The 23,067-nt window shown below is 64.5% G+C and carries 23 protein-coding genes; 9 read left to right on the top strand and 14 right to left on the bottom strand.

What is annotated here, in order from left to right; translation table 11 throughout:
• Nucleotides 1–867: 867 nt before the first annotated feature.
• A complete protein-coding gene (locus tag A5707_RS23920) occupies nt 868–1,074 on the top strand; it encodes a hypothetical protein (RefSeq protein WP_156658013.1) in 207 nt (68 codons plus the stop codon).
• Between the two features lie 5 nt (nt 1,075–1,079).
• Nucleotides 1,080–1,886, top strand: a complete 807-nt coding sequence (locus A5707_RS23425; RefSeq protein ID WP_232000736.1) for a hypothetical protein — start codon at nt 1,080–1,082, stop codon at nt 1,884–1,886.
• 97 nt (nt 1,887–1,983) lie between these two features.
• Here A5707_RS23425 and A5707_RS16085 read toward each other — a convergent pair whose 3' ends face one another.
• Nucleotides 1,984–2,532 carry a TetR/AcrR family transcriptional regulator gene (locus tag A5707_RS16085; protein ID WP_065015444.1) on the bottom strand — a complete coding sequence of 183 codons (549 nt, stop codon included), beginning with the start codon at nt 2,530–2,532 and terminating at the stop codon, nt 1,984–1,986.
• Between the two features lie 191 nt (nt 2,533–2,723).
• Between A5707_RS16085 and A5707_RS16080 the strand changes: the two genes are divergently transcribed.
• Nucleotides 2,724–3,944 carry a cytochrome P450 gene (locus A5707_RS16080; RefSeq protein WP_065015443.1) on the top strand — a complete coding sequence of 407 codons (1,221 nt, stop codon included), beginning with the start codon at nt 2,724–2,726 and terminating at the stop codon, nt 3,942–3,944.
• A gap of 13 nt (nt 3,945–3,957) precedes the next feature.
• Here the strand turns inward: A5707_RS16080 and A5707_RS16075 are convergent, their stop codons facing one another.
• From A5707_RS16075 to gdhA, 4 genes are all read right to left on the bottom strand, one after another.
• Complete coding sequence (locus A5707_RS16075) at nt 3,958–4,782, bottom strand: hypothetical protein (RefSeq protein WP_065015442.1); 825 nt, start codon at nt 4,780–4,782, stop codon at nt 3,958–3,960.
• The gene (locus A5707_RS16070; protein ID WP_065015441.1) at nt 4,779–5,405 is read right to left on the bottom strand and encodes a TetR/AcrR family transcriptional regulator; all 627 of its coding nucleotides are present in this window, start codon (nt 5,403–5,405) and stop codon (nt 4,779–4,781) included. The genes A5707_RS16075 and A5707_RS16070 overlap by 4 nt, the downstream gene beginning before the upstream one ends.
• A 109-nt stretch (nt 5,406–5,514) precedes the next feature.
• Nucleotides 5,515–6,261, bottom strand: coding sequence for a class I SAM-dependent methyltransferase (locus tag A5707_RS16065; RefSeq protein WP_065015440.1), 747 nt, complete (start codon nt 6,259–6,261; stop codon nt 5,515–5,517).
• The gene (gdhA, locus tag A5707_RS16060) at nt 6,261–7,604 is read right to left on the bottom strand and encodes an NADP-specific glutamate dehydrogenase (RefSeq protein WP_065015439.1); all 1,344 of its coding nucleotides are present in this window, start codon (nt 7,602–7,604) and stop codon (nt 6,261–6,263) included. Before gdhA ends, A5707_RS16065 begins: the two co-directional genes overlap by 1 nt.
• Nucleotides 7,605–7,718: 114 nt before the next feature.
• Here gdhA and A5707_RS16055 point away from each other — a divergent pair, with 114 nt between their 5' ends.
• The gene (locus tag A5707_RS16055) at nt 7,719–8,717 is read left to right on the top strand and encodes a GNAT family N-acetyltransferase (protein WP_065015438.1); all 999 of its coding nucleotides are present in this window, start codon (nt 7,719–7,721) and stop codon (nt 8,715–8,717) included.
• Between the two features lie 4 nt (nt 8,718–8,721).
• On the opposite strand, the gene A5707_RS16050 is transcribed toward A5707_RS16055, so the two are convergent.
• Nucleotides 8,722–9,693, bottom strand: coding sequence for a linear amide C-N hydrolase (locus A5707_RS16050; RefSeq protein ID WP_065015437.1), 972 nt, complete (start codon nt 9,691–9,693; stop codon nt 8,722–8,724).
• Between the two features lie 39 nt (nt 9,694–9,732).
• On the opposite strand from A5707_RS16050, the gene A5707_RS16045 reads away from it, so the two are divergent.
• Nucleotides 9,733–10,389, top strand: a complete 657-nt coding sequence (locus A5707_RS16045; protein WP_065015436.1) for a DUF5642 family protein — start codon at nt 9,733–9,735, stop codon at nt 10,387–10,389.
• A gap of 23 nt (nt 10,390–10,412) precedes the next feature.
• Complete coding sequence (locus A5707_RS16040) at nt 10,413–11,066, top strand: DUF5642 family protein (RefSeq protein ID WP_065015435.1); 654 nt, start codon at nt 10,413–10,415, stop codon at nt 11,064–11,066.
• 1 nt (nt 11,067) lies between these two features.
• On the opposite strand, the gene A5707_RS16035 is transcribed toward A5707_RS16040, so the two are convergent.
• Entirely contained in the window at nt 11,068–11,664 is a 597-nt protein-coding gene (locus A5707_RS16035; RefSeq protein WP_065015434.1) for an alpha-ketoglutarate-dependent dioxygenase AlkB, read from the bottom strand.
• Nucleotides 11,665–11,696: 32 nt separating this feature from the next.
• Entirely contained in the window at nt 11,697–12,131 is a 435-nt protein-coding gene (gene soxR, locus A5707_RS16030; protein ID WP_065015433.1) for a redox-sensitive transcriptional activator SoxR, read from the bottom strand.
• 45 nt (nt 12,132–12,176) lie between these two features.
• Between soxR and arcA the strand changes: the two genes are divergently transcribed.
• Complete coding sequence (arcA, locus tag A5707_RS16025) at nt 12,177–13,385, top strand: arginine deiminase (protein WP_065015432.1); 1,209 nt, start codon at nt 12,177–12,179, stop codon at nt 13,383–13,385.
• A 37-nt stretch (nt 13,386–13,422) separates the two neighbouring features.
• On the opposite strand, the gene A5707_RS16020 is transcribed toward arcA, so the two are convergent.
• The gene (locus tag A5707_RS16020; RefSeq protein ID WP_065015461.1) at nt 13,423–14,301 is read right to left on the bottom strand and encodes a hypothetical protein; all 879 of its coding nucleotides are present in this window, start codon (nt 14,299–14,301) and stop codon (nt 13,423–13,425) included.
• Between the two features lie 106 nt (nt 14,302–14,407).
• A complete protein-coding gene (locus A5707_RS16015) occupies nt 14,408–15,889 on the bottom strand; it encodes a dolichyl-phosphate-mannose--protein mannosyltransferase (RefSeq protein WP_232000738.1) in 1,482 nt (493 codons plus the stop codon).
• Nucleotides 15,890–15,983: 94 nt separating this feature from the next.
• Between A5707_RS16015 and rsmI the strand changes: the two genes are divergently transcribed.
• A complete protein-coding gene (rsmI, locus tag A5707_RS16010) occupies nt 15,984–16,814 on the top strand; it encodes a 16S rRNA (cytidine(1402)-2'-O)-methyltransferase (RefSeq protein ID WP_065015430.1) in 831 nt (276 codons plus the stop codon).
• Here rsmI and A5707_RS16005 read toward each other — a convergent pair.
• From A5707_RS16005 to A5707_RS15990, 4 genes are all read right to left on the bottom strand, one after another.
• Complete coding sequence (locus tag A5707_RS16005; protein WP_065015429.1) at nt 16,770–18,017, bottom strand: aminodeoxychorismate synthase component I; 1,248 nt, start codon at nt 18,015–18,017, stop codon at nt 16,770–16,772. The genes rsmI and A5707_RS16005 overlap by 45 nt on opposite strands.
• A gap of 20 nt (nt 18,018–18,037) precedes the next feature.
• Entirely contained in the window at nt 18,038–18,943 is a 906-nt protein-coding gene (locus A5707_RS16000; protein ID WP_065015428.1) for an RNA polymerase sigma-70 factor, read from the bottom strand.
• Complete coding sequence (locus A5707_RS15995) at nt 18,940–20,094, bottom strand: NAD(P)/FAD-dependent oxidoreductase (protein ID WP_065015427.1); 1,155 nt, start codon at nt 20,092–20,094, stop codon at nt 18,940–18,942. The genes A5707_RS16000 and A5707_RS15995 overlap by 4 nt, the downstream gene beginning before the upstream one ends.
• A 73-nt stretch (nt 20,095–20,167) precedes the next feature.
• Nucleotides 20,168–20,953, bottom strand: coding sequence for an FkbM family methyltransferase (locus A5707_RS15990; RefSeq protein ID WP_065015426.1), 786 nt, complete (start codon nt 20,951–20,953; stop codon nt 20,168–20,170).
• 304 nt (nt 20,954–21,257) lie between these two features.
• On the opposite strand from A5707_RS15990, the gene A5707_RS15985 reads away from it, so the two are divergent.
• Nucleotides 21,258–23,066, top strand: a complete 1,809-nt coding sequence (locus tag A5707_RS15985) for a GGDEF domain-containing protein (protein WP_197495342.1) — start codon at nt 21,258–21,260, stop codon at nt 23,064–23,066.
• Nucleotide 23,067: the final 1 nt, after the last annotated feature.

The following is a 23,067-nucleotide window of genomic DNA, read 5'->3' as shown; positions in this document are numbered from 1 at the left end:
TTCGACCGGAACCGACAGTATACAAGCCGTTAGGGAACTGCAATCGTCCGCAGAGCGTGACAGTGTGGAATCGAGTTGCGTCCTTAACAAATGGGGTTGCACGCTTCGCCACACATCCTCCCAACAACGTGCCTCACGTTCTACTAGCCCCCACTGGGAGCAATGCGACAGTCCGGATTTGTTGGAACGGTTCGACGCCGCAACTGCTCCTAAAGGACACGGCGGAGGCCCTCATTGGAGATCGGAGGTGCGTCGGCCCGAGCGCCTCGAGAAGGCGCACCCGTCACTCTCGAGGGGATTAGGCCGCCCCAGTGTCCGTACGGTCGATTTAGCATGGTCTGACGTCGTGTTATTGACACATATCATCCGATAAAGGACCATATATGTATGACTGACATAACCTCGCATGTCGCATCCGGGATCCTGGGTGTGTCGACGCGTGAAGTGCGTCGGTTGGCTGCTGAAGGCAGGATTCAGGGTTCGCGTTACATAGGCAGGACTTTGGTGCTCGATGCAGCGGAAGTGCATCGGCTAGCGCGCGGTCGTAGGCGCCAGGGAAGGCCGTGGTCGGAGAGGGTCGCTTGGGCGGCTCTCAACCTTTTGTCGGGGAAAGAGGCGGGTTGGTTGTCGTCGCCGGAGCGAACGCGATTAATGCATCGACTTCGGAGGGTCACGGTAGAAGACCTTGACCACCTTGCGGCGCATCGCGCCTGGGTAAGGCGTTTTCGCGGTCGGGACTCCACGCTGGATGACCTTGGGTCGTACGTAGTTCCCACGGGTAGTTCAGCTTTAAATGACGCACAGCTGGGGCTGTTGGGGCTGACTAGGGCGACGCGACATCTCGACGGCTATATACCGCTGTCGGAGTTGGAAACATTGCAAGAAAAGTTCGGGCTGGTCGAGGATCCTTCAGGAAACGTGACCTTGCGGGGGGTGAGCGTCGAGGATGCGTTTGAGGACGGCATCACTCCCCGTGCGGCAGTCTTTTTGGATCTGGCAGGTTCTCTTAATACACGAGAAAGCGTCGCGGGATTGCAAGAAGCAGCCACTCTGATTGCCGCTGTGGCGGTATAGCACCCATGGCGACTGCCCCTGACCGTCCGCAATGGTCGATACCGATGCCGACGGGCGGTTGGGGTCCTCCGTGGCCGCAAGCAGTCGAGTTGATTGGGGTCATTTCAGGCGATCGATGGACGCTAATTGGCGGCCTCATGGTTCAGTTGCATGTTGCCCATGCGGGCCTTGCGGTTCAGAGAACGACGACGGACATCGATATGATTCTGCATATCGAGACCGGTGCAATCACCTTCCCCGACGCGAGGAAGGCTCTTGAATGTCTCGGCTACGCAATGCAACTTCCACTTGGGAAAGGGAACCCAGTACATCGATTTGCGCGCGGGCAGGCTGATCGCGTAGACGTGATGGTTGCGGATCATCTCGCGCCAGATTATGTACCAAAAGTGCTCGGGCACAAGGTATTTCAAGTTCCGGCTGGTGCCTCGGCACTACGAAAGACTGTGAACTGTACGATTGAGCGCGAAGGCGAGAACAACCTAACGTTTAGTATTCCTGATGTGCTTGGAGCATTGGTCCTCAAAAGTGCTGCCTACAAGGAGGACTCGCGTGACCGTGATCGGCACTTGGACGATGCCGCATTGTTGTCATGCATTGTCGAAGATCCGTCCCGTGAAGTTGAACGGCTCGACCGCGGCAGTGACAGAGGTCGGATACAGCTACTTGCCGCAGAGCTGAAAGATCCAAGCCACCGGTCGTGGCAATTAATTCCCGAAGAAATACGTGAATACGGAAGAAATGCTCTCGCGATAATGAGCCGACATCCGGCGCCCACTAAACAACCGCGGCGTATGGGCGTAACTAAGGGATGACGTCAGTCGCTATGAATGGCCAGGCCCCTAGCGCCTCCCTGATGATCCGTTGTTACTAGTCCGTCAGCTCCGCGTCTTCGAGTCGGGCCAGACTCGTTCATGAGGTGAATGCGGGAGCCAGGAAACGCTGCAGCACCTGTTGTTCCACGCGACGACTTGCGAGGGGCCAGTAGGCCAGCGATAACACCACCCGGACGATCCACTGCGCGGCTTGGGGATCGTCGTCCGTGATACCGGTGAGCTCGGCGGCAAGATGACTGAGCACCGGCGACGAATGCAACTCGTCCAAATCCGGGCGACTGTTTGGAGTTAACATCAGGCGCCGCAGCGGGTCAGACCTGATCTGCTGCAGCGCCACACTGACAGCGGTGAGGACCCGCTCCGAACCACTCAGCCCGTCGACGGCATGCCGAACCCTATCGATGATCCGCGCTGAAAGGCGGATCAGCACTGCGTCGCGTATCTGGGCTTTACCCCCCGCGTAGCGATAGATGGTGGCTCTTGAACAGTGGACCCGTTTCGCCAAGGCGTCGATGTCGAAAGCATCCAGGCCTTCTCGTACCACGAGGTCGGTCGCGGCGGCATAGATGCGATCGGCCGCAGCGGCTCGGCGGTCGCCACCGACAACCCAGTCATCGCGAGCCATGGCCGCCCACCTCCGTGCACTGTGAAGTACATATCTTCTCAAGTCTGAGACAACCTTGACACTATGTCTCACCGATTTCCACTGGTGGCTTCGGCTCTGATGAGACAGTCCCAGCGCGAACCCTGCAGCGGGGTTTGCAACTTCGTGGACTCCGATTGACGCAGGACGCCGTTGTCGCTCAGCGTGGAGGAATGACATCGCTGGATGGTGACCTCGGACTGGCGCTGTTTGACGACCAATTCATCCAGAACCCGCACCGGCTCTACGAGCAGATGCATGAGACCGGGCATGTCCATCGCATTGGCGAGTCGGACTTTTACGCCGTGAGTAGTTGGGACGCCGTCAACGAGGCGGTTACCCGCTGCGACGACTTCTCGTCCAACCTGACCGCGACGATGATGTATCAGCCGGGAAGCGCCGTGACCGCTTTCCACGTCGGGGAACTCGGGGGACCCACCCAGGTACTGGCTACTGCTGACGAGCCTGGCCACTCGGTGCATCGAAAGTTACTGCTGCCGCAACTCGCAGCCAAGCGCATCCGCGCCTTCGAACCATTCATCGCCGATACCGCCGCTCAGATCTGGAATACCCATGCGCGACATGGATGTATCGAATGGATGAGCGCGATGGCAAACCGGCTACCGATGATGATCGTTGGCAGAATCATCGGGGTCCCCGCCGCTGACGTCGACAAGCTCATCCAATGGGGCTACTCCGCGACCCAAGTCGTCGAAGGACTGGTTTCCCAAGAACAGATGAACACCGCAGGAATCGCCGTGTTGGAACTCAGCGGTTACATCACCGAACAGTTCCAGCAGGCGGCAGCCGATCCACACGACAATCTGCTGGGCGACCTCGCGAACGCCTGCGCCGCCGGCGAACTAGACGACTTGGCAGCTGTGGCCATGATGATCATCCTCTTCAGTGCAGGCGGCGAATCCACTGCCTCTCTCATCGGTTCTGCGGCATGGGTTCTCGCGACACAGCCAGACATCCAGAGGCAGGTGCGCGACCAACCCGAACAGCTCGGGGCGTTCCTCGAAGAAGTACTGCGCTACGACCCACCCTTCCGGGGCCACTATCGACACGTCGTCAACGACACCGAACTGTGCGGCGTCGAACTACCCGCGGACTCGCGGCTGCTCCTGCTGTGGGGAGCAGCTAATCGAGACCCGTCACACTTCGACGATCCCGGACAGTTTCGACTTGACCGGCCTGCGGGCAAGGGTCACATCAGTTTCGGCAAGGGAATCCACTTCTGCGTTGGTGCGGCGCTCGCCCGGCTGGAGGCGAGGATCGTGGTAGGCCAACTCCTCGAGCAGACCTCGAACATCGCCGCCGCCGACGTCGGCACGTGGCTCCCAAGTCTCCTGGTGCGACGTCTCGAACGCCTACAGCTTGCGTATGAGTGAGACGCGCGACGGGTCAGGGATGGGCGACGAGGTACGTTTCGTTGTCCAGTCCGGCGGTGAGTTCGTCGATGTTAAACGGGCGGTCGAGGCGCGCGCGGAGCGTGGCGGGATCGACGAGAAGACTGATTTCAGCGGTCTGGTGTGCAACCAGGCGTCCGATCAGTGGATAGATCCGACGCATGATCGCTCGTTCAGCGGTAGTGCACCGTGAGGCGCAGTAGCCGACGTGTCCTACCTCGTCGATGAGGATTTCGCTGTAGAGGCGCTCGACGCGTTCGCAGACATCCGGCTCGTCGGCGAACAATTCGATCCCGGCGCGGCGCAGTTCGTCGAACATCACGCAGCCGGCCATCTCCGCCGCGCCGACGAACAAGATCCCAAGTCGCTCAGGGAGAAAGACGCCAGTCTTGACGAATTGGCGCATCACGAACGGCGGCGGCACCACTTGGAACGTCAGGTCGAAAACGTCTAACACGTACGCGAGAAGCCGGGTGTGGTAATGCTCTTCGAGTTCGAGGTACACCCGCTCGGGCGGCAGCTCCTCGTCGCTGTTCATTCCATAGGTTTCGCCAAGCCCCACGCCGAACCGCTCAGCTTGGTTCAGTTTGGCGGTGGCCAACAGGAACAGCATCTTGCGGTCCAAGCCTGGTTCGGGTTTTCGGCGGCGCAGGTTTCGCAGGAAAATCGCTCGGTCAGCGGGATGGCCTGAACGCACTGGATGGGTTTCAAGGTGCCTGAAGAACTGCTCGCGGTTTTCCAAGCGTCTATTGAGCAGGTCAGCTTCTCCGTCGCGCCTGCGCAGGAAGTCCCGGTAGCCCTCGATACCTGTGGTGGTCATCGCGTCTCCATTCCTTTGACCATCGTTGTCACGTAACGGCTCAGCACCGCATCCGCAGTCGCAGAGTCCTGTACGCCGGTTGCAAGTAGCGCGAATAGCCCGGCCAGGAAAAACACTCCAAGTTCATCTGCGTGCGCATCCGAGTGAACCCGCCCCGCTTGTTGCGCTGCGGTGATAGTCCCGATCACAAACTGCGCCAACGGGTGTTCTGCTACTTCGTCTTCCACGGGCCGGGTCGAGGAGAAGTGCAAGCCCAGCATGTCGCGGAAGACGACGGGCCCCAAGCGGCGTTCTGCTGCCAGGACGTGACGCACCAACTGCAGAAGTATGGACATCAAGTCGTCGTCGTCGTTCAGCGCGTCGCGTAGTTCGACGACGATCTGGGCCTGTTCGTTTCGTTCCAGTTCGACCAGGACGTGTTCCTTGGTCGGGAAGTGGAAGTAGAACGTTCCGCGCACCACTCCGACAGCGTTTGCGATGGCAGTGACGTCGGCGGCGGCCAAGCCCGAGCGACCGATTTCGGCCAGTGCGGCATCGAAGAGACGGGCCCGGGTTTCGAGCCGTCGGGCTTCCCTTGCGCCACCAGACGAACCTGCTGCCGGGTTGGCGCGCAGCGACGGCATACGAGGACCGTATACCCGTCGCTGACGGTCGTCAATGACGGCCGTCAATGAAAGGGGCGACTACGCGGGCAGTGACGACAGTCATAGATCACCGCATCATCATCCCCGACTACAGCGGTTTACCAGCCGTCACGAACTGCAACGCCCGCTGCGCCTGCTGCTCGACGTCGACCAACCCGGCCGTCGTGAAAATGTCGACGAACTCGTCGCGGCCGAACATGCGCACCCCGATCACGCTGGCCCCGGCGTCCAACGCATGTCGGAGCGGTGCGGTTTGCCCCGCATAACTGGTGAGGATCGCCACGCGTCCGCCCGGCCGCAGCACCCGCAGCATTTCCTCGGCGACTCGAAACGGTTCGGGCATCAGATACAGCGCACCGAAACAACAGACGGCGTCGAACGTTTCGTCAGCGAACGGCAACGTGCGGGCATCGCCGCGGACATAGCAGGTGCCCGGCCCGTGGTTGTCGAGCACCGCGCGGGTCAGCATCGGTTCGGAGATGTCAAACCCGACGGCTAGGCCACCGGCGGGCAGTCGCCTCGCCAACTCGCCGGTGAAATTACCTGGGCCGCAGGCAACGTCGAGCAGTCTCTTCGCTGACGACAACTGCAAAGCCGCGGCTGCGCGGCGCTGCTCGGCGCCGGTGGTGATCCCGCTGGCGACATAGAACGACACCGGCCGCCACAGTCGTTCGTACACCGTCGCGACGAAGGGGCTGTTCATCGCGCGCTGGGCAAACGTGGGCACCGGGGCGGCTGTCGATTCCCCCAACACGTCGAGGAAGCCATGGCGCTCCGACGCGGGCCGAGTCAGCAGATCGCGGGTCGCGGTGAGCGGATCGTCGCTGACGTCCATCAGATCAGGCCAAGCGCCAGCATGGCGTCGGCAACCTGGGTGAAGCCGGCGATGTTGGCTCCGGCCACATAGTCGCCGGGCTTGCCGTATTCATCCGCGGTGGCCAGGCACCGGTCGTGGATGCGGCGCATGATCTCGGCCAGGCGTTGTTCGGTGTCTTCGAACGTCCACGAGTCGCGCGACGCGTTCTGCTGCATCTCCAGCGCGCTGGTGGCCACGCCGCCGGCATTGGCCGCCTTGCCGGGGGCGAAGACCACGCCGGCTTCGGCGAAGAGTTTGACCGCGTCGGGAGTGCAGGGCATGTTGGCGCCCTCGGCGACGATGCGACAGCCACCCTTGATCAGCCGGGCCGCATCCGAGCCGTTGAGCTCATTTTGGGTGGCGCTAGGCACGGCAATGTCGCAGGGCACCTCCCACACCGACCCGCCGCCGACGAAGTGTGACTCGCCGCCGCGGGACTCGGCGTAGGCGCTGATGCGCTCCCGGCGTACTTCCTTGACGTCTTTGAGCAACTCGAGGTCGATGCCCTTGTGGTCGACGATGTACCCGGAGGAATCCCCGCAGGCGATCACGTTGCCGCCGAGTTGATGGATCTTCTCGATGCCATAGATTGCGACGTTGCCCGACCCCGACACCACGACTTGCTTGCCGTCGAAGGATTGATTGGCCGCTTTGAGCACCTCGTCGATGAAGAATGCGGTGCCATAACCGGTGGCCTCGGTGCGCACCTGCGAACCGCCCCAGGTCACCCCTTTACCGGTAAAGGTGCCGGATTCGTAGCGGTTGGTGATGCGCTTGTACTGCCCGAACAAGTAACCGAGTTCCCGGCCGCCGACGCCGATGTCCCCGGCCGGGACGTCGGTGTATTCGCCGATGTGACGGTAGAGCTCGGTCATGAACGACTGACAGAAGCGCATGATCTCGGCGTCCGAGCGGCCCTTGGGGTCGAAGTCCGACCCGCCCTTACCGCCGCCGATCGGCATGCCGGTCAGCGCGTTTTTGAAGGTCTGCTCGAATCCGAGGAACTTGATGATGCCCAGGTAGACCGACGGATGGAAGCGCAGGCCGCCCTTGTAGGGGCCGAGCGCGGAGTTGAACTCGACCCGAAAGCCGCGGTTGATCTGCACGACGCCGGCGTCGTCGGCCCAGGGAACGCGGAAGATGATCTGCCGTTCCGGCTCGCACATCCGCCGGATGACGGCAGCGTCGGCGTACTGCGGGTGCTTTGCCACCACCGGCCCCAGGCTGCTGAGGATCTCGTAGACGGCCTGGTGGAATTCCGTCTCGCCCGCGTCACGGCGTAGCACTTCGTCGTAGATGTCGTGCAGCTTTTCGTCCAGCACCGTTAAAGGTTATCGGTCCTTGCCGCGGCCCGAACTCGCGCCATAACCTGGGCAACAATTGCGCCGCGACCAGGGGTGTGCGAACTGGCGCACCGGACAGGGGGCGAGAAGTTCATGGCCACCGAGGCGACGGCGTTGCGCGCCGACGAACTCGCGGCCATGGAGGTCTTTGCCGGCTGCCCGGTCGAGGACTTGATGCCGTTGGCCGCCAGCCTGCAGCCCCTGCACGCCGCCGCCAACCAGGTGCTCATGCAGCAAGGTGAGCAGGCGGTCTCGTTCCTGCTGATCTCCACGGGTGCCGTCGAGGTCAAGCATGTCGGCGACGACGGCGTCACGACCGTCGAGGAGGTCTCCGCCGGCATGATTGTCGGAGAAATCGCCCTGCTGCGTGACATCCCCCGTACGGCCACCGTGACCGCACTCGAACCGCTGACCGGGTGGATCGGCGACAACGATGCGTTTGTCCGAATGGTGCACATTCCCGGTGTCATGGAGCGGCTGGTCCGCACCGTGCGCCAACGGCTGGCCGCATTCATCACGCCGCTGCGAATTCAGGTCCCCGACGGCACCGAACTTCTGCTTCGCCCCGTGCTGCCCGGCGACAGCGAGCGGACCATGCAGGGACATGTCCGGTTCTCCAGCGAGACGCTGTATCGGAGGTTCATGTCGCCTCGGCTTCCCAGCCGGGGGTTGATGGACTACCTGGCCGAGGTCGACTACGTCGACCACTTCGTGTGGGTGATCACCGACGCCGACGGCTATCCCGTCGCCGACGCCCGCTTCGTCCGTAACGACGGCAATCCCGCCGTCGCGGAGATCGCCTTCACCGTGGCGGACGCTTACCAGGGTCGCGGCATCGGCACGTTCCTGATCGCGGCACTATCGGTCGCGGCGTACGTCGACGGTGTCGAGAAATTCACCGCCCGGGTGCTTGCCGACAACGTGCCGATGCGGACCATCATCGACCGCTACGGCGCCTTCTGGGAACGCGACGACGTCGGCGTCGTCACTACCGTCATCGACGTGCCCGACCCGAGCGACCTGCCGCTTGAATGCGACATGATCAGCCACCTCAAACGTGTTGCCCGCCAAGTGATCCGGGCGGTCGGCTGAGAACTCAAAACGGTATCTGGTGCGCAGTGAACTGTGCGGTGACATTGCCGATCAGCGAGTGATCGTAGGGATCGATCGCCTGCGGCTCGGCCCCGTCGGTCAAGTCCAGTCCGTCCAGTTCCACCCAGATGGTGTTGGGGCTGGTCGACAGTTCGAAAACATACGTCCGGTGGGTGTGGTCGGTGACGGTCCGGTATTCGGTGTTGTAGATGCCGAACTCGCCATAGGGCGCGCCGAAGGGCACGGAGACGTTCCGCATGATCGCCATCACGGACGCCACTGCCTGGCGCTGGTCTTGCGGTTCGGGTAACAGCGCCGAGTAGTACGCGGCACGTTGGAATCGGTCGACCGGGTTGACGTTGCCGGGCAGCGGCATATCCCGACTCGGATGGGAAAAGTCCTGCTGTTCCAAGAGCGCCAGCTGCTCGTCGTAGCTTGGGTCGTTGGTCATCAACGTGTACTGGCGGCCGTGGTGCACGACCTGCTTACCGTCGGCGAATTCGATGATCGCCGAGTCGCCCGAGGCGTCCTCGATGGCGAGATGGATGGTGGCGTCGCGGCCGTGGGCGCCGACCATAACCAGTTGAACACCGTCCATCAAGCTCAGCGCCTCGGCGACGGTGGCGGCCTGGTCGAGCAGATACTGCACCCACAAACCGGTCTGTAGCCCCGGTCGGGACGCATCCCGCTCGCCGAAGCTGGTGGACTTCAGATACAGCCCGTGAGCACCGAGCCCACGCTCGTTGACGCCGTCGATACTGCCGATGCCATAGACCGTGGTGACCACACTGCCGTAGCGGCTGGTCCAGTGCAGCGCGTTCTCGTCGACGATCGTGGTGCCGGCCAGCGCGCCGCCATCGCGCTGCCGTCCGCGGGGGAACGCCACGATCAGCGGCTGGGTTGATTCCGGCCAGTCCATACTGCGTCCGGTCAAGACGGCGAGCTCGTTGGTGTTCCACAAGACACGGGTGCACATGGCCGAACCATATCTCTTCAGCTCTGGTATCAACGTCGCATGCGGCGGGTGTGGATCGCTGCGGCGGCGGCCGTGTTGACCGCGGCCTGCGGCCACTCGCCGGGCCCCGGGCCGGCGCCGTCGGCGAGCACGTCGACTCACCCGATCAATCCCGCCAACATCAAACGGGTGGGCCGGGAGCTGCCGTCCGGCTACGAAGTGCGCGGCGTTTCGGATATCGCCGCCCCGCCGGCGATCTGGGGCCTGGCCGCAAAGTGGACCGCCGATCCGGCGCGCTGTGGCGCGCTGGCAGACCCGGTCGACGGTCACTTTCAATCCGCGCAGGGCGTGTCGGGTTCCGGCGCCGGCGGCATCATCTACGCGGTGGTCACCGCGGCACCGACGCATCTGGATCCCGCGTTGGTGGCTGACTGCCCGCATTGGACCATGGCCAACCGGCGCGCCGTCGCTCGTGTCCATCTCATCGCGGCGCCTGACGTCGATGGCGCCGCGACCCTGGGCATGGCGAGCGAAACCACCACATCGGTCGAAGGCGGTAATGAAATCAGCTCGGGGACAACGACGTTCGCCGCGTATCTGGGCGACTACTATGCATTCGCCGCGGTGGTGACCGACCCGGGGTCGCCGCATCCGTCGCTGACACCGCAGACGGCTGCCGACCTGCTGGTGAAGACCGTGTCCGCGTTACGCAGCTGATCGCGGTGAGTTAGATTGCCACCGTGATGCGCTTGGCGATGGCAATCGGGTGCGTGTGCTGGCTGGCCGCCTGTGGATTCGGCGAGCCCGCCACCACCTCGGCCGACATCACCAAGGTATCCCAAGTGAAGTCGAGCTTCGGTCCTGATTTCCAGGTCAAGGATATTCCCAAGACAGGGATCGACCCCAAGCTGCTGTCCTCGCACAAGCTGCCTGAAGGACTGCAGTTCAAACCCGCAGACTGCGCGAAATTCGTGGTAGGCCAACAGATGCCGTCTGGGCTGCAGGGCAACATGGCGGCGGTGTCGGCAGAGGGCAACGGCAACCGGTTCATCACGATCGCCTTGCAGACATCCCAAGCTCTGCCGTTCAACGACCCGGGAAGAAACTGCACGAAGGTTGAATTCTTCGGAGGCCCGGTGCGCGGTTTCGTCGAAGTTGTCGACGTGCCGCAGATCGACGGGACGCGCACTTTGGGAGTACACCGCAAGGTCCAAACCGTGGCCGACGGCCAGCCCCGCACCGGCGAGCTGTACACCTATTCGGCGCATTTCGGCGACTACCAGGTCATCGTGACCGCCAACCCGCTGGTCGTACCGGACAAGCCCGTCGCTGCTGTGGACACCGAGCGCGCGCGTGACCTATTGGTCAAAGCGGTTGCCGCCGTCCGGAGTTGAGCTAGCGCACGTCGCGGGGCCGAAACTGGATACTGATTCGCGGGCCCGCGCAGCGCGATGTCTTGGGCACCGAGTGCTCCCAAGTCCGCTGACATGATCCGCCCATGACCAGCAGATCGCCATGACCCTGCGGTAGCCGCAGCGACGGCCCGCCGCCACGCGGCCGCATCGCGAACGTGCGGATAGCGCCGAGGCTGACGATCGCCACCATGGTGTCTTCTGCGCTGCTGCGCCCGATGGTGTCGCCATGCCAGGCAACGCTGTCGGACCCGTCGCGGTACAAGCACATGCCGACGGTGGTGAACGGCTCGCCCAACTCACCGGCGTAGATGTCGTTGAGCCGGCGCCGCAGGCGTGCCAGCTGAGGGTGCGGCGGATCCTCGACGGCGAGGTCATGAAAGCTGACCAGTCGCGGCACGTCGAGCACCTGGTCGTACATCCGGCGGCGTTCGGCACGCCACGGCACCGCGGCCATCAGCTCGTCGAACAGGTCGTCGGCATCGGTCAGCCAGCCCGACCGGATGTCGATCCAGGCGTCATCCCCGAGCGCTCTGCGCTCGTTGCAGTCGAACAGCGACTCCTGTACCGGTATCGCCACGGCTACGAGTTTATCGCACGCGCGTTCGAAGGCTATTGCAGGCGGACCGGGCCTGGTCCTTGCTCGGCGAGCACGTCGCCCGGATTGGACAGCGCACAACTGTGCAGGCTCAGGCAACCGCATCCGATGCAGTCGGCGAGATTGTCGCGCAGCCGCTGCAGGTGCAGGATCCGGTCGTCGAGGTCGGCGCGCCAACCGGCCGATAATCGCGCCCAGTCCTTGCTGGTGGGCACGCGATCGGTGGGCAGCGTGGCCAGCGCCTCTCGCACCTTGGCTAGCGGGATGCCCAGTCGTTGCGACAACCGGATGAATGCGACGCGGCGCAGGGTGTCCCGGCCATAGCGGCGCTGATTGCCCGAGGTGCGACGGCTGGTGATCAGTCCCTGCCGCTCGTAGAAGTGCAGAGCCGAGATCGCGACGCCGGCTCGGGCAGCCAGTTCACCCGGTGACAGCTCCCGCGCGTCCATACCTAAACATTACTTGAGGTGTGGTTTGGCGTTACGGTGCTAACTGTGAGTGTCGGCCAGCTGGGCTGCAATTCGGAGACAGGGACGTTGCGGACGGTCATCCTGCACCGGCCCGGTGCCGAACTGCGTCGGCTCACGCCGGGCAACAACGATCAGCTGCTGTTCGACGGGCTGCCCTGGGTCGCACGCGCGCAAGAGGAGCACGACGCGTTCGCCGAGCTGCTGCGGTCGCGGGGCGTCGAAGTGGTGCTGTTGTCCGATCTACTCACCGAAGCTCTGCACAGTGGTGCCGCACGGATGCAGGGAATCGCCGCTGCCGTTGATGCTCGACGGTTGGGTTTACCGCTAGTACAAGAGCTTTCGGCCTATTTGCGTGGGCTTGAGCCAGGTGCGTTGGCCCGTGTGTTGATGGCCGGTATGACCTTTGCCGAGTTACCGCCGGATACCCGGTCCGATGTGTCGTTGGTGCGCCTGATGCATCACGGCGCCGACTACGTCATCGAGCCGTTGCCCAATCTGGTGTTCACCCGCGATTCGTCGATCTTCGTCGGGCCGCGGGTGGTCATCCCGTCGTTGGCGCTGCCGGCGCGAGCCCGCGAGGCATCGTTGACCGACCTGATCTATGCCCACCATCCGCGGTTCACCGGGGTGCGGCGCGCCTACGAATCGCATACCGCGCCGGTGGAAGGCGGCGATGTGCTGCTGTTGGCACCGGGCGTCGTCGCGGTCGGGGTGGGGGAGCGGACCACGCCGGCGGGTGCGGAAGCCTTGGCGCGCAGCCTGTTCGACGATGACCTCGCCGAGGTGGTGCTGGCGGTACCGATCGAACAGAAGCGCGCGCAGATGCACCTCGACACGGTGTGCACCATGGTCGACACCGATGCGGTGGTGATGTACGCGAACGTCGTCGACACGCTGTCGGCGTTCACGATTGCCCGCACACCCGATGGTGTGAAGATCTCCGAGGAAGCCTCATTCGTCGATGCCGCTGCTGCGGCGATGCGCATCGACAAGTTGCGGGTGATCGACACCGGCTTGGATCCCGTGATCGCCGAACGCGAGCAGTGGGATGACGGCAACAACACCTTGGCTTTAGCGCCCGGTGTCGTCGTCGCCTATGAGCGCAACGTGCGGACCAATGACCGCCTTGAAGAGGCGGGGATCGAAGTGCTCACCATCGCCGCCTCCGAGTTGGGCACCGGCCGCGGCGGGCCGCGTTGCATGTCCTGCCCGGTCGCGCGCGACCCGCTTTGAGTTCGTTTACCGCGAGACAGAAGCCACGGCTGTGCTTTCAGGCCGCTTCGCGACCCTGGCTTCTGTTTCGCGGCGGCAACGGATACCCGCGGCGGGCAAGAGCGTTTCGTGCCCGCTTGATGATGCCGTAGGGCCGATCCTCCTTGATCACTTTGATCACATGCCAACCCAAGCCGCCGCACATCTCCGCTCGCCGGATGTCCTTCACATATTGTCGTCGGTCCGTGCGATGGTGGTCACCGTCGTATTCGAGGGCCACCATCGGCTCTTCCCAACCCATGTCGAGATAGGCGACGGCGTCGCCATCGGACACTCGAATCTGCGTTTTAGGCCGGGGGAGTCCAGCATCGATCAGCAGTAGCCGCAGCCAAGTTTCCTTTGGCGATTCAGCACCGGCGTCCATCAGGCTGATCAGTGGCCGCGCGCGTTTGTTCCCACGTGCACCGGAATAGCGATGGATCAAGTCCGTCAGATCCGCTTGGGTGATGCCTGTTGCGTGGGCCAGCGCGTCAAGGTAGGCGACGGCCATGGTGCGCCGAAGGTATCGAGCCAGGTCGTAGCCGGCTCTCGCCGGCGTGGCAACTGTCAATCCTCTAACAGATGTCACCTCGTCGGCCTGGAATCGCTCATCTCGAACGATGGTGCCGGGAGGATAATGGTTGTTCCGCCAAAGCAACTCGACCGGCGCGTGCTCGTCGACCCATCTGGCGCCGTGCAGGGCGGCCGCCGCCCGTCCGGTGATCACGGCCCGACGGCCCGACCACAGCCATGCGCCGGCCGCCATGTCCTCTAACGATCGACACATTTCTTTCGGGATGTAGATATCCGGAAAGATGGGCCGGAAGTTCCACCGCAATTCGCCGCGGGTCAACGAGCCGCAGCGCAACGCCTCACTTCCGATGAAGGGTGCACTCATGCGCGTGATCATGGCCCCAATTACCGACGCCGTGCCGCCAGCCAGAAGCCAGGGTTGTGGATAACGCCAATGAGCAGCCGTGACTTCTGTCTCGCGGCAAAGACCACTAGCGCCAACTGGGCAGCCAGATCTCCATGTTCCACGTGGACTGTGAAATCGGCTGACCGGTGAGCACCGGAAATAGCCACGCGAAGTTGGTGAGCACCAAAGCCACATAAGCCGATACGACGATCAGGCCGAGCACTCGGCGCTCGGCACCTTGACGAGGTTTGTACAAGATGTCACCGAGAACCAATGCGATAGCCATGACCAGAAACGGCGCCATCGTGGCGGCGTAGAAGAAATACATCTGCCGGTCGATGTCGGCGAACCACGGCAGCCAGCCTGCGCAGTAGCCGACCAGCACCGCGGCATAGCGCCAGTCGCGCCGCACCAGCATTCGCCACGCCGCATAAAAGAGCACCGGCACCGAAAGCCACCACATCGCAGGAGTGCCGACCAGCATCACCGCCTTGACACACGACTGCGCGCCGCAACCGGGGACGTTCTGTTGATCGATGGCGTAGAGCACCGGTCGCAGCGACATCGGCCAGGCCCACGGTTTGGATTCCCACGGGTGGTAGTTCCCGGCCGAATTCGTCAGCCCGGAATGGAATTGGTAGGCCTTGAACGTGTAATGCCACAGCGAACGGATGGCATCGGGCATCGGGAAGGATGCCTCGGGGCCGATCGACTGGCCCACTTCGTGGCGGTTGATGGCAGTCTCGGAGGCAAACCACGGCCCGTAGGAAGCCAGATACACCGCGAACGGAATGACCAGCAGCGCATACGCCGTCGGAGCCACGTCGCGGCGCAAAACCCCCAGCCACGGCCTCGGCACCCGATAGGCGCGGCGCGCGGCGACGTCGAACGCCAACGACATCAACCCGAAGAACATCACGAAGTACAGGCCCGACCACTTTGTGGCACAAGCCAATCCGAGCAGCACGCCGGCGCCGAACCGCCACCAGCGCACACCCAGCCGCGGTCCCCACATCGTCTCGGCGCTGCGGCCCTCGAGCAAAACGATGTGCATGCGTTCGCGAACCTGGTCACGGTCGACGATCAGCGCGCCGAACGCCGCGACCACGAAGAACGCCAGAAAGCCGTCCAACAGGGCGGTCCGAGACGCCACGAAGCTGACACCATCGGCGATGAGCAGCAATCCGGCGATCCCGCCGACCAACGTCGAACGGCTGATCCGCCGCACGATCCGCACCACCAACGCCACCAGAAGCACTCCAAGCAAGGCTCCGGTGAACCGCCAACCCACCCCGTTGTAACCGAAGACCGCTTCACCCAGCGCGATCAGTTGCTTGCCGACCGGCGGATGAACCACCAAGCCGAACCCCGGATTGTCCTCGACGCCGTGGTTGTGCAGCATCTGCCACGCCTGCGGCGCGTAGTGCTTCTCGTCGAAGATCGGGGTGCCGGCATCGGTAGGCGAGCCCAGATTCACAAAACGCGTCACCGCCGCCAGCGCGGTGATCGCGGCAGTGACCGTCCAGCCGTGCAGGCGGTCGACGGGCCCGAAATCGGCCACCGGCATCAGCGGGCCGGGGCTGACGACGGGAACTGTCCGCTCGGCGGCGACGTCGACGGGCGGGGCGGTCGTCACAAGCACCGATCGTAGGCTGTGGCCCATGACCGCTGGCCGACTATTGCTGGGCGCCACCCCGCTGGGCCAGCCGTCGGATGCCTCCCCGCGGCTGATCGCCGCCCTGGGTTCTGCTGACGTGGTGGCCGCCGAGGACACCCGTCGGGTGCGGACGCTGGCCGGGGCGCTCGACGTCCGCATCGCCGGCAAGGTGGTCAGCCTCTACGACCAGAACGAGGACACCCGGGTACCTGCGCTGGTCGACGAGATCACCGCCGGCGCGACGGTGCTGGTCATTAGCGACGCCGGGATGCCGGTGATCAGCGACCCGGGCTACCGGTTGGTGGCGGCGTGTGTCGAGGCCCGCCTGGACGTGACGTGTCTGCCCGGGCCGTCGGCGGTGACCACCGCGCTGGCGGTGTCGGGGCTGCCGTCGGACAAGTTCTGCTTCGAAGGGTTCGCCCCGCGCAAGCAGTCGGCGCGGCGATCCTGGTTAGCGTCGCTGGCGCAGGAGCGGCGCACGTGCGTGTTCTTCGAGTCGCCGCGGCGTCTGTCCGCCTGTCTGCACGACGCCGTCGAACAACTCGGCGAGACACGGCGGGTGGTGGTGTGCCGCGAGCTGACCAAGGTGCACGAGGAAGTGGTGCGGGGGACACTGGCGGAGCTGGCGGCCTGGGCGGCCGACGGCGTGCTGGGCGAGATCACGGTGGTGCTGGCCGGCGCACAGCCACGCGCAGACATGCCGGCCCTGGTCGCTGAGGTGGAAAGCCTGACGCGCCAAGGGATTCGCGTCAAGGATGCGTGCGCGCAGGTCATTGGCGAGACGCCGGTGTCACGGCGTGAGCTCTACGACGCGGTCCTGCGGTCGAGAGGCTGACAGGATCGGTGCTGCTTTGTGCAGGCACTCGTCCCACTCCGCGTCGGCGTCGGAATCGGCGGTGATGCCACCGCCCGACCCCAACACCGCGTTGCCGGCGGTATCGAACTCGACGGTGCGGATCGCAACGTTGAGTTCGCATCCGGCTACCGGCGACGCCAAACCCACTGTGCCGCAATAGACACCGCGCCGCGACGATTCCCAGTGCGAAATCAACTGACGGGCTCGCAGTTTCGGAGTACCGGTGACCGAGGCGGGTGGGAAGGTGGCGTCCAGCAGCGCCGGCGTCGGCAGGTCGACGGGCACCATTGCTGAGACCGTGGACACCAGATGCCACACGCCCGGCGCGGGCCGCACTACCAGCAGCTCGGGCACGGTGACCGTTCCGGTGACCGCCACCCGGCCCAGGTCGTTGCGAACCAAATCGACGATCATGATGTTTTCCGCCACGTCCTTGACCGAAGCCCGCAGCGCCGACGGCGGGGCGTCCAACGGCAGCGTGCCCTTGATCGGACTCGAGGTCACGACGGCACCGCGCCGGCACAGGAACAGCTCCGGCGACAGTGACGCCACCGCGCCCCACGGCCCGGCGAGATAGGCCGCCCGGCCCGGGTCCATCTGCTCGACGGCGTTGGCGAAGAAGTCCAGCGGTGCCCCGCTGAGGGAACCGGTGAATTGCGTGCACACGCACGCCTGATAGACCTCCCCGGCGCGGATGGCCTCCAAGCAGGCCAGCACTCCGGCGCGGTGGGCGTCGCGGTCGCCGGTATCCCAATCGATTCGGCAAGTCCGCGGCGGCACGGGCGTGGCCAGTGCCTCCGCCAGCCATCCCGGCATCGCCGCCCCCGACAGGCTCTCGAACCACCACTGCCCGCCGCGATCACAGCGCAACACGCAGTCGGTCCACCCGCCCGCCGCTTCAGGCACCCGGGACGGCGGACCGTCGGCGCCGGGATCGGGGTAGGACAGGTAGCCGATCCAGCCGCCGCCCACCGCGGCGGTGCCGGAGCCCGGACGAACGGCGAACGCGTCAACGGCGTCGACCGGCCGCACCGACACGCTGGGCGCAAGCACTGCCCGCGACCCGAACCAGTCACCGGTCAACGCCGCCGGTGGCGGAATACCGCGCCGCTGGGCGGCCTCGCCGACGGCGCGTAGCACAGCGGCTGCGCCGCCGAGATCGCCGAGCCGGTCGATTCGCATCAACCCAGCTTTGCAGACGCTCAGCCGCGGCTGATCTCCTGTGGGGTGGTCAGCCTGGTCAGCTTGTCGGGGTTGCGCATCGCGTAGAAGTTGGTGATCTTGCCGTCGATGATTTCGACGGTGAACACACCCTCCAGCTGGCCGGCGCGGTAGAGCAGTACCGCGGGCGCGGCGTTGCACACCACGGTTTCCACCCGGACATCGGGGACCTGCATGCCTCGGCCCACCAATCCGACGACGGCCCTGGCGACCTTCTCGGCGCCGACCACCGGACGGCGAGCCGCGCTGGCTTTGCCGCCACTGTCGGCGGTCCAGGTCACATCCGGCGCCAGCATCGACATCACGGCTGTGACGTCACCGGTAGAGGCTGCAGCCATGAATTCTGCGGTGATACGCGCGTTCTGCTCCGGGTCGACCGGAGTGAAGCGCCGGCGGCGAGCCTGCACGTGTTCGCGGGCTCGGTGGGCGATCTGTCGCACAGTTGGCGTGGGTTTGCCGACCGCATCGGCGATTTCGGCGTAGTCGAAGCCGAACACCTCTCGCAGCACGAACACCGCGCGCTCGTCGGGCGTCAGCGTCTCCAACAGAACCAGCATCGCCATCGACACCGATTCAGCCAGCACCACGTCGGCTGACGGATCCTGTTCGTCGAGCAACAGCGGCTCGGGCAGCCACGGGCCGACGTAATCCTCACGGCGCCGGGCACCGGCCCGCAGCGCATTGAGCGCCTGCCGGGTGACCAGCCGGGCCAGATAGGACTTCGTGTCGCGCACGGTCGACAAGTCGACGTCGGCCCATCGCAAATAGCTGTCCTGCAGGACATCGTCGGATTCGGTTGCACTGCCCAGGATTTCGTAGGCAATGGTGAACAGCAACGGCCGCAGCAGGGTGAACCGTTCGGCGTGTTCGGTGGGCGCGGCGGTCACGATACCGTGACCGCCGCATCCGCGATTTGCTGCGGGCGCTTGCCACCCTTGAGCCAGCGGTACCAGCCGGGTTTGGCGGCCTCGCGACGGATGCCCCAGACCGTGCCCTTGCAGACCACTTCCTTGATCGGCGCGCCGAACCGCCCGCCGATCGCGACGTTGATCGGGGTGTCGTCGAGGCGGGCCAGTTGGACGGTGGCATGCGACCGGCCGAGGCTGATGCATTGTCCGGTGAACGCCTGATTCACCGGCTCGGGCTCGGTGCCCCCGATGCGGCTCAACACAGTGTTGGCAGCTTGGGCGCCGAGCGGGATCGCGGCCTGGCAGCTCATCCGCAGCGGCTTACCCGACGGGGCGGCAGAGTCGCCGGCCGCCACGATCCGGATGTCGTCGACGCTCGTCAACGTCTCGTCGGTGAGCAACCGGCCCAACCCGTCAGTGCGAAGACCGCTGCGGGCGGCCAGGTTTGGCACCCCGAAGCCCGCCGTCCATATTGTGACTGCGCTGGGCAGGACGGCACCGTCGCTCAGCACCGCAGCGTTGGGTCGTACTTCGGCGACTACCGCCGTCTCCAGGATCTCGACGCCGAAGCGCGCCAGCGTCTTGGTTACCGAGCGCCGGCCGGCGCGGGCCAAGGACGGCCCTAATACGCCGCCGCAGACCAGCGTCACGCGCCGACCCTGTTCGGCCAACTCAGACGCTGTTTCGATGCCGGTCAAACCACCGCCGACAACGGTGATCCGGGCTTGCGGACCCAGCGCTTCCAGGGCACCGCGTAGCCGTTCGGCGTGCTCGAATTCACCGACAGTGTAAGCGAATTCAGGAGCGGCGGCGGTGCTGCCGACGGCGTAGATGAGGTAGTCGAAGTCGAGGGTGGCGCCGGAGGCCAACGCCAGCGTGGAATCGATGGTGTCGATCCGCTCGGCGGTGTCGACGACCAGTTGCACGTGCTGGCCCAGCATGGTGCCGTAGTCGACGGTGGCGGCGTGCGTACCGGCGACGAGCTGGTGCAGCCTGATCCGCTCGACAAACATCGGGCGCGGATTGACCAGGGTGACGTCGACGTCGGCACGCACCCCCAGGTGGTTGGCCGCCAGTGATCCGGCGTATCCGCCGCCGACGACGACGACGTGGGTGCGCTGCTCGCTCATAGCTGTCTCCTTCTTGCGGGTTGTGCCCTTGAGACACCGCCGGGGCAGCGAACGTGACATCGCGTGACCCAGATCACTCCGGCAGGAAGACGAAGTTGTTGACGTAGACGCCGCGGGCCGCCCATCCGTCTTCCCGGGTGCCGATGTTCGCCGGGTTCTGATGCTGTTCGGGGTCGAAGTCCTCGACAGAACGACGGACGTCGTCGAGGTCGAAGTAGCCCCGGTAGCCCAGGCCAGCCAGAAATTCGGCGATCGCCGGCACTGCGCCCGGATGGTGGCGCTCTTCGGCCTCCACGACAAGGGCGGGCCGATTGTGTTTGAGCGTGTCGGCGGCGCCCCGCAGCACCGCGAGTTCGTGACCCTCGACGTCGATCTTGATGAATCCGACGTTGTGCAAGCCCAGATCGTCGAGCCGCCGTACCTGGACGCCGACAGTGCGGATCGAACCGTCGGCGTCGGTCAAGGTATTCCCACTGTCGATGGTGCTCCGTCCCGGGTCGGATTCCAGCACGCGCATCGCCATCACACCGGGGCTGTCCGACAATGCCGCCGCCTCGATTCGCACTGCCGCATTGACGGCGTTGAACATCGCTTTGAGGGCACGCGCTTGGGCGGGCCGCGGTTCGAACGCGATCACCGACCGCGATGACGCCAGCATTGCGATGGTGAATTCACCGACGTCGGCCCCGATGTCCACCGAGATGCGATCCGGATCGCAAAGCGACTGCACCAGCTGTATTTCCGGATCGCCCTGGCTAAGGCGTTGCAAAATGGCGTATTTGCGCCGCCAGAACCAGCGTGGCGCTATTGCCTTTGCCAGGGGCGCGAGCCGACGCTTGGTCGATACGACAATGGGCATCTGCGGTGGTCCTCCCTGCAGTTTGCGGAGGACAACCCTAGCCGACCCGAAACGTCTGGCACCAGAACGGCTTTTTGCAGCAGCCGGCTGCGAGGCATTGAGCTCACTAGGGTCTTGTGTTTTTATAAACGCACTAGTTAATTGACATGTGGCGCCACCAAGCTTGTCCGGCCAGATACTTAATTAGACAGGCGCCCAATAGCTCTCAGGCGACCAGGTGTGGCGGCAACCGTCACGCAACGCGCCATACCGGTAGGGAGGACGCGTGGCGCGTAACTTGGTCACAGCCGTTGCCGCCCGGCTGATGATGGCGACCGCTGCCAATGTGCGCGAAGTCAGTGAGCAGGTACTGGCTCACCTTGTTCGCAAGCTCGACGTGGACGCCAGCTTTCTGCGGCACAACGATCATGACCTCCGGGTATCGGAACTGGTCGCAGAATGGCCACCGCGGCCGGTGACCGATCACGATCCGCTGGCCGTAGTGCCATTCAGCAGCGCCGACCCCATCTTCGCGCTGTGCGAAGACGGCAAGAAACCGGTGGTGATCGAGCCGGATCAGAAGGCGCGGGCGTACCGGATCGCCGGCAGCCGCCATGTCGCACCGCCCACCGTGGCCTGCGCACCGCTGATATCCGGGCAAGTGACCACCGGCATGCTGGCGTTCGTCAAATTCGGCCGCAGGAATTGGAAGCCGGAAGAGATCGACACGCTGGAGGCAGTCGCGTCGCTGTTCGCCCATCTTCAGGCCCGCGTGACCGCCGAGGAGCGGCTGCATTACCTGGCCGGCCATGACGACTTGACCGGGCTGCACAATCGGCGAGCCCTGGTTGCGCACCTTTCGGATCGGCTCGCGACTAGAGACCACGGGCCCGTCGCCGTTCTCTATCTCGACCTCGACCGGCTGAAATCGATCAACGACCGGTTCGGCCACAGCGCCGGTGACTGGTACATCCAGGTGTTCGCCGAACGGCTGCGTGCCAGCGTGGGAAGCCGCAACATGATCGCTCGACTCGGCGGGGATGAGTTCGTGATCATCCCGGAACGGTCGATGTCCACCGAGACCGCGGAAGCACTTGCGCGACGGCTTCGGACGATGCTGTGCGACCGGTTGGCGATTGCCGGCGACAGCATCACCTCCACCGTCAGCATCGGGGTGGCGGTCGGGCTGCCCGGCCGCGACGACACCACCGACCTGCTTGCCCGCGCTGATGAAGCCGTCTTGACGGCCAAGCGGGCCGGCGGCAACGACATCGCCGTGTCGAAGGGCTACGCGTCCGCCGAGAACGCGCTGCGCCATGACATCGAACTCCACCTCCAGGGCGACATCGACGACGATGCGTTGGTGCTTCACTACCTGCCGGAGGTCGACCTGTGGAGCGGTGCGATCGTGGCGGCCGAAGCCCTCGTCCGGTGGCGCCACCCCAAGCGGGGTCTGCTGCTCCCCGATGCGTTCATCGGTGTCGCGGAGTCGATGAACTTGGCCGGCGAACTGGGTCGGTGGGTGATGCGCAACGCCTGCGCCGAGTTCAGCCAGTGGCGCTCACGCGGTTTAGGCCAGAGCACCTGTTTGCGCATCAACGTCTCGCCGGCTCAGCTGGTGACCCGCGGCTTCGTCCGCAGCGTCGCCGACGTCATCGACGAATTCGGCATCGACAGCGGCTCGGTATGTCTGGAAATCACCGAGCGCGCAATGGTGCGTGACATCAAAACCACTCGACGCACGCTCGAGGAGCTGAAGGAGGTAGGAGTCCAGATCGCGATCGACGACTTCGGCACGGGCTATGCCGTCCTGTCCTACCTCAAATCCCTTCCGGTCGACATGCTCAAGATCGATACGACGTTCGTGCGTGAGCTCGGCACCAGCCCCACCGATCTGGCGATCGTTCGCGCGATCATCGGGTTGGCTGAGGCGTTCGACCTGCAATTGGTCGCCGAGGGCGTCGAAACCCCGGCTGCTGCACTGACTTTGATGCGCCACGGGTGTCACCGCGCTCAGGGATACCTGCTGTCTCGTCCGATCCCGGCCGAGGCCATGGAATCGCTGCTCGCCACGGGCTGGATGCCGATGCCGTTTTTGGCTGATCGCGAAGCCCTGACGCTGGGCGCGATCTAGT

It is taken from the genome of Mycobacterium kyorinense, assembly GCF_001672775.1.
GTDB classification, from domain to species: Bacteria; Actinomycetota; Actinomycetes; order Mycobacteriales; family Mycobacteriaceae; genus Mycobacterium; species Mycobacterium kyorinense_A.
Note: the sequence above shows the minus strand (reverse complement) of the source record. Positions and strands in the feature narration are given on the sequence as shown.